Origin of the sequence: Mycobacteroides immunogenum (assembly GCF_001605725.1) — a bacterium.
In the GTDB taxonomy this organism is placed as follows: domain Bacteria; phylum Actinomycetota; class Actinomycetes; order Mycobacteriales; family Mycobacteriaceae; genus Mycobacterium; species Mycobacterium immunogenum.
The window spans coordinates 5034909-5048164 of record NZ_CP011530.1 but is presented as its reverse complement, the minus strand read 5'-3'; the positions used below and the strand labels follow the sequence as shown (position 1 = coordinate 5048164).

14 protein-coding genes are annotated in these 13256 nt (G+C 64.1%); 4 read left to right on the top strand and 10 right to left on the bottom strand.

Annotated features, from left to right (window positions below):
• Positions 1-63: 63 nt before the first annotated feature.
• The 8 genes from ABG82_RS28700 to ABG82_RS24950 all read right to left on the bottom strand — a co-directional run bounded on the left by ABG82_RS28700 (position 64) and on the right by ABG82_RS24950 (position 7331).
• Positions 64-219 (bottom strand): hypothetical protein, encoded by a 156-nt coding sequence (locus ABG82_RS28700; protein ID WP_052510915.1) that lies wholly within the window; start codon positions 217-219, stop codon positions 64-66.
• A gap of 74 nt (positions 220-293) precedes the next feature.
• On the bottom strand, positions 294-902 hold the full coding sequence (locus tag ABG82_RS24980; RefSeq protein WP_043076313.1) for an SRPBCC family protein: 609 nt from the start codon (positions 900-902) through the stop codon (positions 294-296).
• A 24-nt stretch (positions 903-926) separates the two neighbouring features.
• Positions 927-1673, bottom strand: a complete 747-nt coding sequence (locus tag ABG82_RS24975) for a succinate dehydrogenase/fumarate reductase iron-sulfur subunit (RefSeq protein WP_043076314.1) — start codon at positions 1671-1673, stop codon at positions 927-929.
• 1 nt (position 1674) lies between these two features.
• Positions 1675-3600 (bottom strand): fumarate reductase/succinate dehydrogenase flavoprotein subunit, encoded by a 1926-nt coding sequence (locus tag ABG82_RS24970; protein ID WP_043076315.1) that lies wholly within the window; start codon positions 3598-3600, stop codon positions 1675-1677.
• A gap of 45 nt (positions 3601-3645) precedes the next feature.
• A complete protein-coding gene (locus ABG82_RS24965) occupies positions 3646-4455 on the bottom strand; it encodes a hypothetical protein (RefSeq protein WP_043076316.1) in 810 nt (269 codons plus the stop codon).
• Positions 4456-4483: 28 nt separating this feature from the next.
• Positions 4484-4756: a hypothetical protein gene (locus ABG82_RS24960; protein ID WP_043076317.1), complete on the bottom strand. Its 273-nt coding sequence runs from the start codon at positions 4754-4756 to the stop codon at positions 4484-4486.
• A gap of 110 nt (positions 4757-4866) precedes the next feature.
• Positions 4867-5919 (bottom strand): isocitrate/isopropylmalate dehydrogenase family protein, encoded by a 1053-nt coding sequence (locus ABG82_RS24955; RefSeq protein WP_043076318.1) that lies wholly within the window; start codon positions 5917-5919, stop codon positions 4867-4869.
• On the bottom strand, positions 5916-7331 hold the full coding sequence (locus tag ABG82_RS24950; RefSeq protein WP_043076401.1) for an NAD-dependent succinate-semialdehyde dehydrogenase: 1416 nt from the start codon (positions 7329-7331) through the stop codon (positions 5916-5918). Before ABG82_RS24950 ends, ABG82_RS24955 begins: the two co-directional genes overlap by 4 nt.
• A 110-nt stretch (positions 7332-7441) precedes the next feature.
• On the opposite strand from ABG82_RS24950, the gene ABG82_RS24945 reads away from it, so the two are divergent.
• Together ABG82_RS24945 and ABG82_RS24940 are read left to right on the top strand one after the other, a co-directional pair.
• Positions 7442-8719, top strand: coding sequence for an aspartate aminotransferase family protein (locus ABG82_RS24945; RefSeq protein ID WP_043076319.1), 1278 nt, complete (start codon positions 7442-7444; stop codon positions 8717-8719).
• The gene (locus ABG82_RS24940; protein WP_043076320.1) at positions 8719-9213 is read left to right on the top strand and encodes a DUF3830 family protein; all 495 of its coding nucleotides are present in this window, start codon (positions 8719-8721) and stop codon (positions 9211-9213) included. The genes ABG82_RS24945 and ABG82_RS24940 overlap by 1 nt, the downstream gene beginning before the upstream one ends.
• 69 nt (positions 9214-9282) lie before the next feature.
• Here the strand turns inward: ABG82_RS24940 and ABG82_RS24935 are convergent, their stop codons facing one another.
• Both ABG82_RS24935 and ABG82_RS24930 read right to left on the bottom strand, forming a co-directional pair.
• Entirely contained in the window at positions 9283-10674 is a 1392-nt protein-coding gene (locus tag ABG82_RS24935) for an amidase (protein ID WP_043076321.1), read from the bottom strand.
• Positions 10667-11611: a D-2-hydroxyacid dehydrogenase gene (locus ABG82_RS24930; RefSeq protein WP_043076322.1), complete on the bottom strand. Its 945-nt coding sequence runs from the start codon at positions 11609-11611 to the stop codon at positions 10667-10669. Before ABG82_RS24930 ends, ABG82_RS24935 begins: the two co-directional genes overlap by 8 nt.
• Before the next feature lie 132 nt (positions 11612-11743).
• Here ABG82_RS24930 and ABG82_RS24925 point away from each other — a divergent pair, with 132 nt between their 5' ends.
• Both ABG82_RS24925 and ABG82_RS24920 read left to right on the top strand, forming a co-directional pair.
• Entirely contained in the window at positions 11744-12499 is a 756-nt protein-coding gene (locus ABG82_RS24925) for a maleate cis-trans isomerase family protein (protein WP_043076323.1), read from the top strand.
• Positions 12499-13233 carry a maleate cis-trans isomerase family protein gene (locus ABG82_RS24920; protein ID WP_043076324.1) on the top strand — a complete coding sequence of 245 codons (735 nt, stop codon included), beginning with the start codon at positions 12499-12501 and terminating at the stop codon, positions 13231-13233. Before ABG82_RS24925 ends, ABG82_RS24920 begins: the two co-directional genes overlap by 1 nt.
• Positions 13234-13256: the final 23 nt, after the last annotated feature.

Below are 13256 nucleotides of genomic sequence, written 5' to 3'. Positions count from 1 at the left end.
TGCTTCTATATAGAAGCAATCAAATATATGAAGGCGTCACAAATTCTCCCAGGTCGGAGCGGTCTACGGACGCTTCGACAGCTCTTCTTGATAACCGCGCATGCGGTCGCGGAGTTCGCGTGCGTCGTCCTCGCGGCCTTCGCGCTCGGCGAGATCGGCACGTATAGAGAGTTCCTTGATCGCGGTACGGATGTCCGCGACGCTCACTGTGTCACCCATATTCCGATGTTGCCCGCATTGCCGGTGATGGGCATTGGCGACGAGTGACAAAGTCCTGGCTCGCTGGTTGGAGTTCAGCGGCGCCCGACAATAGGACGGAGCTTGCCCAGGTGCCATTTGATGAAGGGGCGGACGATGGGGGCGAAGGCCCGCAGCGGTAGCCAGCCCACCCAGCGGGGTGTTCCGCCGAGGTGCCAGATGAGCCGCGTCCCGCCCGATCCGTTATCCAGTACCTCAAAGACTTCGGCCGCCGAATCAAGAACTAGCGGAACAGAACACGCGGTGGCGGTGACGCCAAGCGCCCGGGCCGGTTCGCTGACAACGATCTGCTCGGCCAGCACGATGAAGGTGTTGATCAGCGCACGCTTGGTCCCGACCTCGCGCAGTGCGGTCCCCGCGTAGTCCACACCTTTGGTGAACGGGGTCCAGCTCAAGAATCGTTCGTCGAGTAACGCTTTGAACACCTGGTCGGGTGGGTTGAAGAAATCGCGTTGCACGGTGACGGCGAAGGACGCCTCGGAGTCCAGGTACTCGCGTAGCTGATCGGCGGCCACGGGGGTGAGGTTGAAACGGGCCGCGGAGATTCCGCCCGCGGCCAGGATCGCCAACAGAATCAAGCCGACAACAGCTGCGGCGGCCGCCAGGCACGCAACCGTGATGACGATGATCAGCCAGGTTTCCAAACGCTTCTCCTGTGCACAACCTGGCTAACGGCGAAATAGCTTGTTACCCAACCAGACGATTGGGTCGTACTTGCGATCGGCGACGCGTTCCTTCATGGGGATCAGGGCGTTGTCGGTGATGTGGATGCCCTCCGGGCACACCTCGGTGCAGCATTTGGTGATGTTGCAGTAGCCCAGGCCGAGCTCCTCCTGCGCCACCTCACGCCGGTCGGCGACATCGAGCGGGTGCATCTCAAGCTCGGCCACGCGCATCAGGTAGCGCGGGCCGGCGAAGGCCTTCTTGTTCTCTTCGTGGTCGCGCACCGCGTGGCATGTGTTTTGGCACAGGAAACATTCGATGCACTTGCGGAATTCTTGCGAGCGCTCCACGTCCTCCTGCTGCATCCGGTACTCGCCGGGCTTGAGGCCCTTGGGTGGGGTGAATGACTGGACTTCCCTGGCTTTTTGATAGTTGAACGACACATCGGTGACCAGGTCGCGGATCACCGGGAAGGCGCGCAACGGGGTCACGGTGACGGTCTCGGACTCGTCGAACGTCGACATCCGGGTCATGCACATCAGCCGGGGACGGCCGTTGATCTCGGCCGAGCACGATCCGCACTTGCCTGCCTTGCAGTTCCAGCGCACCGCCAGGTCTGAGGCCTGGGTGGCCTGGATGCGGTGGATGATGTCGAGCACCACCTCGCCCTCGCTGACCGGAACGGTGAAGTCGATGAGCTCTCCGCCGTCGTCGTCGCCTCGCCAGACCCGGAGGTGCGCGTCATAGCTCACGTCAGGACTTCCTTCCTGGGTGCTCTGCCAGTTCTTCGGGTGTGAAGTACTTCTCCAGCTCGCCGATCTCGAACAGTTCCAAGAGATCTGGGCGCATCGGGACCTGTGGTTCGGGTGTGACGAGCACATCGGGAACCGCCGGATCGCCACCGGTGGTGCTGCAGACCAGCAGCGTTTTGCGCCAGGTGGCATCCATGTTGGGGTGATCATCGCGGGTGTGCCCGCCACGGCTCTCGGTGCGCAGCAGTGCTGCCTTGGCCACGCATTCGCTGACGAGCAGCATGTTGCGCATGTCGATCGCCAGATGCCAGCCCGGGTTGAACTGCCGGTGCCCTTCCACCGCAACGTGTTTGAAACGCTCCTTGAGCTCGTTGAGCTTCACGAGGGCCTGCTCGACTTCTTCCTCCTTGCGGATGATTCCGACCAGGTCATTCATCGCCTGCTGCAAATCGGTGTGCAGGGTGTAGGGGTTTTCGGCACCTGCGGCTGCGGGGTCACCGAAGGGCGCCAGTGCCAGAGCAGCCGCCTTGTCGACGTCAGCCTCGGTGATCTGCGGGCGAGACGTCAGGCCCTTCACGTAGTCGGCGGCGCCCAGGCCCGCCCGCCGCCCGAATACCAGCAGATCGGAAAGTGAATTGCCGCCCAACCGGTTTGAACCGTGCATGCCGCCGGAGCACTCGCCCGCGGCGAACAGGCCCGGCACGGTGGCGGCACCACTGTCGGGGTCGACCTCGATGCCGCCCATCACGTAGTGACAGGTGGGTCCGACTTCCATGTCGTCCTTGGTGATGTCGACCTCGGCCAGCTCCTTGAACTGGTGGTACATCGACGGCAGCCGCTTCTTGATCTCCTCGGTGGGGATACGCGAGGCGATATCCAGGTACACGCCGCCGTGCGGAGTACCACGTCCTGCCTTGACTTCGGAGTTGATGGCACGGGCCACCTCGTCACGGGGCAGCAGGTCGGGGGTGCGCCGTGCCGAGTCGTTGTCCTTGAGCCACTGATCGGCTTCTTCCTCGGTCTCGGCGTATTGGCCCTTGAACACCGCAGGGATGTAGTCGAACATGAAGCGCTTGCCTTCGGAGTTCTTCAGCACGCCACCATCACCGCGCACGCCCTCGGTGACCAGGATGCCTTTGACCGAGGGCGGCCAGACCATGCCGGTGGGGTGGAACTGGATGAACTCCATGTTGATCAGCGTTCCGCCGGCACGCAGCGCCAGGGCATGCCCGTCGCCGGTGTACTCCCAGGAGTTCGACGAGACCTTGAACGACTTGCCGATTCCGCCCGTCGCCAAAACCACTGCGGGAGCTTCGAACAGAATGAAACGGCCACTTTCGCGCCAATACCCGAAGGCGCCGGAGATTCTGGAGACGCCGTCGGTGCTGTCCAGCAGCAGGTCGGTGATGGTGCATTCGGCGAAGATCTTGATACGCGCCTCGTAGTCGCCGGTCTCGGCGAAGTCCTCCTGTTGCAGCGACACGATCTTCTGCTGCATGGTGCGGATGATCTCCAGGCCGGTGCGGTCACCCACGTGCGCCAGCCGTGGGTAGGTGTGGCCGCCGAAGTTGCGCTGGCTGATCCGGCCGTCCTTGGTTCGGTCGAACAGCGCGCCGTACGTTTCCAGTTCCCAGACGCGGTCCGGTGCTTCTCGTGCGTGCAGCTCGGCCATACGCCAGTTGTTCAGGAACTTTCCGCCACGCATGGTGTCACCGAAATGAATCTGCCAGCTGTCCTTGTCGTTGGCATTTCCCATCGACGCCGCGCACCCGCCCTCGGCCATCACGGTGTGTGCCTTGCCGAACAGGGACTTGCACACCACCGCGACCTTGAAACCCTGTTCACGTGCCTCGATGACGGCGCGCAGGCCGGCGCCGCCGGCACCGATCACGACCACGTCGTATTGGTGCCGTTCGAGTTCAGCCATTAATTAACCCCAGTTTGTTTACGAGTATGGATGTGAGTTTGGCTGCTAACCAACGAATCTCGGGTCGGAGACGGTGCCGCTGGCCACCAGCATGATGTACAGGTCGGTGAGGATCAGCGTGCCCAGTGTGATCCAGGCGAAGAGCATGTGCCTGGTGTTGAGCTTGCTGACCTGTGTCCAAATCCAATATCGGACAGGGTGTTTGGAGAAGTGTTTGAGTCGCCCGCCGGTGACGTGCCGGCAGGAGTGGCAGGACAGCGTGTACACCCAGAGCAGCACCACGTTGGTCACCAGGATCACGTTGCCCAACCCGAATCCGAAGCCGCCGGTTTTTTCGGAATGGAAGGCGACGACGGCGTCATAGGTGTTGACGATCGAGATGAGCGCGGCGGCGTAGAAGAAGTACCGGTGCACGTTCTGCATGATCAACGGCAGTTTCGTCTCGCCGGAGTATTTCGCGTGAGGTTCGGCGACCGCGCATGCCGTCGGCGATTGCCAGACCGACCGGTAGTACGCCTTGCGGTAGTAGTAGCAGGTCAGCCGGAAGGCCAGCAGGAACGGCAGTGAGATGAAGGCCATGGGGATGAACCACGGCAGCTCGCCCACCCAATGACCGAAGTGGCTGGCTCCGGGCGCACAGGAGGTGCTGACGCACGGCGAATAGAACGGCGTCAGATAGTGGTACTGCGGCACCCAGTACGCGCTGCCCCAAAAGGCCCGCACGGTGGCGTAGATGACGAATGTCGCCAGGCCGAGGTTGGTGAGTAGCGGTGCGAGCCACCATTTGTCGGTGCGCAGGGTGCGCTCCGGAATTTGGGCACGCGAAGGCGAGAAGACCCCGGTGGCTTGACTCATCTGATTCCTTGCTCTTCGCGCAAGCGGCTCATCGATAGCCCCCCACGCCTTCGTCGTCGATATCGCCCCAGAACTCCCGGTCGTACTCGGTGTCGGGGATCTGGATCTTCTCGTTGCTGGCAAGGCGATGCTCGTGCGGCGCGAGGTCCAGGTCAGCGGCGTCGATATCCAGCCGCTCTACGTCGTTGACGATCCGGCGCACGGCCGGCAGGTCGCCATAACGCGACTGCAGAGAGTGGACGCAGCGGCGCAGGCTGCCAAGTGCTTGGTTGAGCTCGGTGAGCTCCGTCTTCGTCGACATCGGACTCCTTGGGCTGAAGGTGTCGTGGATCACAGGCTACGACAACCATCTTGCCAGTACAGCCGAACGGAAAGTGACACAAGTCACTGATGTCGTCAGTTAATTCAAGATCACCGAGCGGCTTCGGCGATTGCCGTACCGAGTTGTTCGGTGGTGGCGGTGCCGCCCAGATCGGGGGTCCGGACGCGACCTTCGCCCAACACCCGGTCGACGGCGAGCCGGATCTTGTTGGCCGTTTCGGGTTCGTTGAGGTGATCGAGAAGCATGGCCCCGGCAAGTATCTGCGCCACGGGATTGGCGATGCCCTGCCCGGCGATATCGGGAGCCGAGCCGTGTACCGACTCGAACATGGAGATGGCGGTGCGTTCCGGGTTGATGTTTCCCGACGCTGCCAGGCCGAGTCCGCCGGTGATGGCTGCCGCCAGGTCGGAAAGGATGTCGCCAAAGAGGTTGGAGGCCACGATGACGTCCAGGCTGGCCGGGTCGCTCACCATTCGCGCTGCCAGGGCGTCCACATGCATCGATACGGATGGGATCTGTGGATACTCGGCCGCGATCTGATGGAAGATGCTGTCCCAGTAAGGCATTGAATGAATAATGCCGTTCGACTTGGTGGCCGAGCAGACCCGGAAACCCGCCGAGGCGGCTAGCTCGAACGCGTACCGGATGATCCGCTCGCACCCGATTCGGGTGAAAACCGACTCCTGTAGCGCGAATTCGTTGTGGCTACCGTGATTGTGGACACCGCCGATCGGTGAATACTCACCCTCGGTGTTCTCGCGGACGATCACCATGGACAGGGCATCGGCCGGCACTCCGGCCAGGGGCGAGGAGATTCCGGGCAGTAGCCGTACCGGCCGCAGGTTCACATACTGGTTGAACGCGCGCCGCAGCGGGATCAGTAGGCCCCACAGTGATACGTCGTCGGGAACTCCGGGGTATCCCACGGCGCCGAGCAGAATCGCGTCGAACCCGGCGAGCGTCGCGGGCGCCTCGGGAGGCATCATCGCCCCGGTCTTGGCGTATCTCTCGCAGGAGTAATCGAATTCGGTCCATTCGATCCGGTCGCCGGTGGCGGCGTCCATCACCTTGACGGCTTCCCGGGTGACGTCGACACCGATGCCGTCGCCCGGGATGGTGGCTACCCGCATCCGGTCGCTCATACCGCCGCGCCGATGTACTTGGTCTCCATGAACTCCTCTATTCCCGCGAAACCGCCTTCGCGTCCGATGCCGGACTGTTTGACGCCACCGAATGGCGCGGCAGGTGTGGAGACGACGGGCCGGTTCAGGCCCACCATGCCCGTCTCCAGCTGTTCGGAAACGCGCCACCCCCGTCGGGTGTCATTGGTGTAAAGATATGCCACCAAACCGAATTCCGAATCGTTGGCACGCGCGACCACCTCTTCCTCGGACTCGAAGCTGGCGATCGCGGCAACCGGCGCGAAGATCTCGGTACGCATCATGTCGCTGTCGTCGGGCACGTCGGTCAGCACCGACGGTGGATAGAAGTAGCCGATACCCTCGGGCAGCTCTCCGCCCAGTCGCACTGTGGCGCCGCGCTTCCGGGCGTCCGCGACCAGCCGATCGGCCTTGGCCACGGCATCGGGGTCGATCAGCGGACCCACATCGACGCCAGGCTCGATGCCCGGCCCCATGCGCAGTGTGGCGAGTTTGTCGGTGAGCGCCTCGGTGAACGCCGCGGCGATACCGCGCTGCACGTAGATTCTGTTGGCGGCGGTGCAGGCCTGGCCGATGTTGCGCATCTTGGCAATCAGCGCACCGGCGGCGGCCTCGTCGGGGTCGGCATCGTCAAAGACGATGAACGGCGCGTTGCCGCCCAGTTCCATGGAGGTGCGTTTGACGGTGGGCGCGCACTGCGCGAGTAGGGAGCGTCCCACCTCGGTGGACCCGGTGAAGGAAAGCTTGCGGACACGGGGATCGGCGAGCAGTGGCGCCATGGTCGCGGCGGGATCGGCGGTGGTGATGACCGAGACCACGCCGTCGGGCACTCCCGCCTCGCGCAGGATGCCCAGCAGGGCAAGCATCGATAGTGGTGTCTGCTCGGCGGGTTTGACCAAGCACGTGCAGCCCGCGGCCAGCGCGGGGCCGATCTTGCGGGTTCCCATGGCCAGCGGGAAGTTCCAGGGGGTGATCAGTAGGCATGGTCCGACCGGACGGTGTGTCACGATCAACCGCGACTGGCCGTCCGGTGCCAGCATCACGCCGCCGTCCAGGCGGACAGCCTCGCCCGCGAACCAGCGGAAAAACTCTGCCGCATAGGCGACTTCACCCCGTGACTCGGCCAGGGGCTTGCCCATCTCCAGGGTCATGAGCAGGGCCAGGTCCTCGGTGCGCTGGATCATCAGGGTGTAGGCGCGCATCAGTACGTCGGAACGCTGCTGCGGTGTCGTTGCCGCCCAGGATCTTTGGGCGGCAACGGCATTGTCCAATGCCGTAAGTGCCGCGGTGCCGTTCACATCGGCAACCCCGGCCAGCACTTCCTCGGTGGCGGGGTTCACGACGGGAAAGGTGGGGCCGTGGCGGTCCTGGTGGATGAGGGCATTGGCGACCACCGAGGAGCTGGCGGACACGGGGGTAGACACTGTGCCGGGGTGCATGCCACCATGCTAGGGAGATTGTCAACAATCGACAATAGCTCTGCTGGATCAAGGGAAGGGATGCCGTGCCTGTCGGTCTTCGCGCAAGCGGCTCATCCGCAACCGCGCTATCGCCCGTCCTCAAGCAGGCCACCCCGGTGGTGGCGGTGCGAGGCCAGGGTTGCTATCTGTACGACGAAAGTAACCGCGAATACCTCGATTTCACCGCGGGAATCGGCGTAGTGAGCACCGGTCATTGCCATCCGCGTGTGGTCGAGGCCGCCCAACGGCAGGTGGCCACCCTCATCCATGGTCAATACACGACGGTCATGCACCGTCCGCTGCAAAATCTGGTGCGGCGCCTCGGCGAGGTATTGCCATCCAGCCTCGATTCTCTGTTCTTCGCCAATTCCGGCAGCGAGGCCATCGAGGCCGCCGTACGGCTGGCACGTCAGGCCACCGGACGCCCCAACATTGTTGTGTTCCAGGGCGGATTTCACGGCCGGACGCTGGCCGCCGCCACCATGACGACTTCGGGGCCGCGGTTCTCGTCGGGAATCGGTCCGCTGATGGCCGGGGTGTACAGCACCCCGTTCCCGACGGCCTATCGGTACGGCTGGAGTGAGGCCGAGGCGACCCGGTTCGCGCTGCAAGAGCTCGACTACCTGTTCGCGACAGCCACCGCCCCCAATCAGGTGGCGGCGATGGTCATCGAGCCGGTGCTCGGAGAGGGCGGATACATTCCCGCCAACACCGAGTTCCTCGCCGGTATCGCCGAGCGTGCGCGTCAGCACGGCATCCTGTTGGTGCTCGACGAGGTGCAGACCGGGTTCGGGCGCACCGGCGAGTATTTCGGGCACCAGCATTTCGGTGTCACCCCAGACATTCTGGTGATGGCCAAGGGAATCGCGAGTGGTTTCCCCATCTCGGGCATCGCCGCCCCGGCCGAGCTGATGGGCCGTGCCTGGCCCGGGTCTCAGGGCGGCACTTACGGCGCCAATGCCGTCGCATGTGCGGCCGCCCTGGCGACCCTGGATGTCATCGAGGAGGAACGGCTCGTCGAGAACGCCCGGGTGCGTGGCCACGAACTTCTCGATGGCGCGCGAAAGATTGCCGCCGACAGGGGAATCGACGGTGATGTGCGCGGGCTCGGACTGATGGTCGGTGTGGAGTTCAGCCAGGAGGGCCGGCCCGCGCCGCAACTGGCGGCACGGGCGCAGGCGGCGGCTGCCGAGAACGGTCTGCTGCTACTCATGTGCGGACCACACATGAATGTGGTGCGGATGATTCCGCCGCTGGTGGTGACGGCCGATCAGATATCCGATGCTCTCGGCATCTGGAGCAATGTGGTGGCGGGGCTGTGATGGACCGCTACATCTCCATCACCCTGACCAAGCGCGACGTCACCTGCCGTGCCCGGCTGCTGGACGCCGAAGCGCCGAGAACCTGTGACACGGTGTGGAATTCACTGCCGGTGCTAGGGCAGGCCTATCACGCGAAGTACGCGCGTAACGAGGTGTACACCCTGCTGCCGCCGCTACTGCCGGCACCCGGCCGCGAGAACCCGACCATCACCCCGATCCCCGGCGACGTGTGCTTCTTCGGTTTCGAACCGTGGGAAATCGGCAACCCCGCGTATGGATACGAGCCCGGCTCAGAGGCTCATTCGGCTCAGGGTGCCACCGATCTGGCGATCTTCTATGGCCGGAACAATCTGTTGATCAACGGTGATGCCGGCTGGGTGCCCGGAAACGTCTTTGCCACCATCGAAGAGGGTTTGGGCGACATCGCCGCGGCCTGCCAGGACCTGTGGCTCACCGGGGTTCAGGGCGAGCAGCTGGCCTTCGCACGGGCCTAGACACTGCGATTTCGGTGCAGAAAAGGGCGCTAAGCGCACCTTTCTGCACCGAAATCGCAAGTGGGCGTCCTAGCCCGCGAGTACCCGTTCGGCGAAGTGGCCCACGGCCAGCACCAAGTCGTCGCTGTGCCGTGGACCCACGATTTGCATGCCCACCGGCAGTCCCTGCGAGGTGTTGCCCACCGGGATGGACAGCGCAGGTTGTTGAGTCATGTTGAACGGATAGGTGAACGGGGTCCATTGCGCCCACCAGCGCATCCCGGAATCGGGTGGGACGTCGGCGCCCAGCGGGAACGCGGGGATCGGGACGGTCGGGGTGATGAGGACATTGTGCATCTCGTGGAACGCGCCCATGGTGACGCCCAGCTGCACACACGTATTGCGCGCCGCCAGATACTCGGTGGCCGAGGCTCCGGCGCCGGTGTCCCACATCTGCGCCAGCCCGGAGTCGATGTCCGCGCCCACGTCGGCTCGCGAACCGTAGTTGTTCAGACTGGCCGCTGCTCCTGCGGCCCAGAGGGTTTCGAATGAGTCGATCGGATCGCTGAAACCGGGGTCGGCATGGGTGACCGGTAACCCGGCATCGTTGAGCGCGTTCACGGCGTTTTCCACCAAGTCGTTGACCTCGGGGTCGACGTCGACATAGCCCAGCGTGGGGGAGTAGGCGATGTCCAACCCGGTCATATCGCGGTACACCTGTGAGCGGTAGGTGGTGAGGGTGGGCGATAGGGAGGTGGGATCGCGATGGTCCGGCAGGCTGATGATGTCCATAAGCAGCGCAGCGTCTTCCACCGTTCGGGTGATCGGGCCGCCATGCGCCAGCGGGCCGAATGGGCTGATCGGGTACATCGGGATGCGGCCGTGGGTTGGCTTGAATCCGACGACCCCGCAGAAACTGGCGGGTATGCGGACACTGCCCCCGCCGTCGGTACCGATGGACATCGGCGCCATGCCCGCGGCTACAGCTGCCGCACTGCCTCCCGAGGAGCCGCCCGCCGTGCGTCGCGGATCTGCCGGGTTGTGAGTGAACCCGCGCTGGCGGCTATCGGTCACTCCCTTCCACGCGAATTCGGGTGTGGTGGTCTTGCCGACCATGACCATGCCATCGGCGCGTATGCGTTGCACCGCAGGGCTGTCCACATCCCAGGGTCCGGCCGGGTCAATCAGTCCGGAGCCGCGCAGGGTGGGCCAATTCCGGGTGAGGAAGACATCCTTGATGGAGATCGGTACGCCGTCGAGCAGGCCACGGGTGTAGTGGCCGCGCCAGCGCTGCTCGGATTCGGTGGCTGCCGCCAGGGCCGCTTCCTCGTCCACAAGGCAGTACGCATTGATGGCGCTGTCGGTTTGGGCGATCCGGGATAGCACCGCCGCCGTTGCCTCCACCGGCGACAGCTCTCCCGAGGTGTATGCGGCCACCAGCTCCAGGGCCGTCATCTCGGTGGGATCGGTCGGCTTATGCATTGCGGTGCATCCTGTCCTTGTCGACGATGTTCAGAAGTTCTTCACCCCGGAGATAGCGCTCGAAATTGGCGGCGAACTGGTCCTGAAGCCGGTCGGACCAACCGTGCACATCACCGCTGTTGTGCGGGGTGATGTGCGTGTTCGGAGTGCGCCACAACGGATGTCCCACCGGCAGTGGCTCGGGGTCCGTGACGTCCAGTGCGGCGCCCGCGATGCGGCCACTGTTCAGGGCCGACACCAGATCCCAGGTGCCGACCAGCTCGCCCCGGCCCACGTTGATCAGCCGTGCTGTCGGCCGCATAGCCGAGAGCACGCGAGCGTTGACGATGCCATGTGTCTGCGCGGTGAGCGGCGCGGCCAGCACCAGGTACTCGAATTCGCCTACGCGCGCGGGTAGATCGGTGGATTCGGCACGGCCCAGTACCGTCACCCGCATGCCGGCGGCGATCAGTAACGCGGCGATGGCCTGCCCGATCGGTCCGGTGCCGAGCACACCCACGGGGACATCTTCGATGGACTCGGATTCGAAGTGACGCCAGCTCAGGGCCGCTTGTGCCCTGCTGGAACGGCGAATATCCTTGGCGAAGGCCAAGATTTGTGCGAGTACGTACTCGGCGATGGGGCGTTCGAATAGGCCACGGGAATTGGTGAGTACTACGTCACTGTGGACAAGCTCATCGAACAGCACCGGATCGACGCCGGTCGATGCGATGTGAACCCAGCGTAGCGAGTCTGCGGCAGACCATGTTTCGCGCAGCGCGGTAGAACGGAAGTCATACGCGAAGAGAATCTCGGCGCCCGGCAGGGCCGTCGCCAACCGCTCCGATTCCACCAGGCGCACGTCGGCGGCGGCGATCACCGGGGCAAGACGTTCGGGGATCGAGCCAGGGGCGTGCTGCACGGCTATCACTGGCCTTCGCGCAAGCTGCTCGCTCACGTTGACACCGTATGGAGATATCGTATGATTGTCAACAATCTGAGTTGCGATGAGCTGCGTGCGCGAAGAGCGCAGAAAATGACCAGGTCTGGCTCAGGCGTAGAGCGATGCTGCGAGTGTTAGGTCCTGCCGGTGGATTTCTCGTCTCTCCCCGACTTCGCCGAGTCGGCTGATCAGCGCGGTATCGGCATCATCGCGCCCTTCGATCTCGCATTGGAGCGCGAGTTGTGGCGCTGGATTCCCGCGGAGGTGTCATTGCATCTTGCCCGCACCCCCTACGAGCCGGTGCCGGTGAGCCGGGCGATGGCCGAGCTGGTGTCCAATACGTCCCACCTGCAGGCTGCCACTCGCGATGTGCTGCATGTGGAGCCGGAAGTCGTTGCCTACCTGTGTACTTCGGGGAGTTTCATCCGCGGTGTCGAGCACGAGCGGGAACTGGTCGAGGCCATCATGGCGGCGGGTGCCAAGTCCGCGGTCACCACCTCGGGGGCGCTGGCTGAGGCGGTGACGGCCCTGAACATCAACCGGATCAGCGTCATCACTCCATACGACGCCGAGCTGACCGAGCTGCTCGCCAAGTTTTTGGGCGAGTTGGGGGTCACGGTGGTGCGCACGGACCACCTGGGACTGGGCGGCGGCATCTGGAAGGTCAACTACCGCACCGTTGCCGAACGCATCCTGGCCGCCGATACCGCCGATGCCGAGGCAATCTTCGTCAGCTGTACCAATCTGCGCACATACGACGTGATCGACCCGCTGGAGCGGCTGCTGGGCAAGCCGGTATTGACCGCCAACCAACTGACCATCTGGGCCTGTCTGGACCGGATGAGTCTTCCCATGATGGGGCCCGGACGGTGGCTCCGCGACGTATTCGGAGGAGGTACCTGATGGTGTCCGAGGGACGGCGATTCGCGCCGACGGTGGGGTTCATTTATCCGGACCATGCCGCCGAGTCGGATTACCCGCTGGTGGCGCGGCAGTTGGACATGAACTTCCCCGTAGTACACATCTACGGCACCGATTTGCATGCGGTGCCCGAGCTACTCGATCTCGGCAGCCCCGAGAAACTGGCCGAGGGCGCTCGACTGTTGCGCCCGCACGCGCCAGGGGCCGTCGTGTGGGCCTGCACCTCGGGCAGTTTTGTCTATGGCCCGCGGGGAGCGGCAGAGCAGGTGGCGGGGCTGTCGGAGTGCAGCGGCACCCCGGCATCCAGCACGTCCTTTGCCTTCGTGAATGCCGCTGCCGCGCTCGGGGTCTCGAAAGTGGCGGTGGCCGCGAGCTACCCCCGGGATATCGCGGAGCTGTTCGTGGCATTTCTGGCCGCGCACGGTATCGAGGTTGTCTCGATGGGCGAAGCGGGCATTGATACCGCCGCCGAGGTGGGCCGGCTCACCGCCGACCAGGTCGACGAACTCGCCGGCGCCAACGACCATCCGGATGCGGAGGCGCTGCTGATCCCCGATACCGCCATGCACACCATCGCGCACGTGGAGCGGCTCGAATCACGGCTGGGCAAGGTGGTATTGACCGCGAACCAGGTGACAGTGTGGGAAGGTTTGCGATTAATCGACGAGGTGCCCGATGTTTCGGGTTTGGGGCGGCTTTTCAGGAGGCAGCAATGATGGTCTTCGCCCGAGTGGCTCAC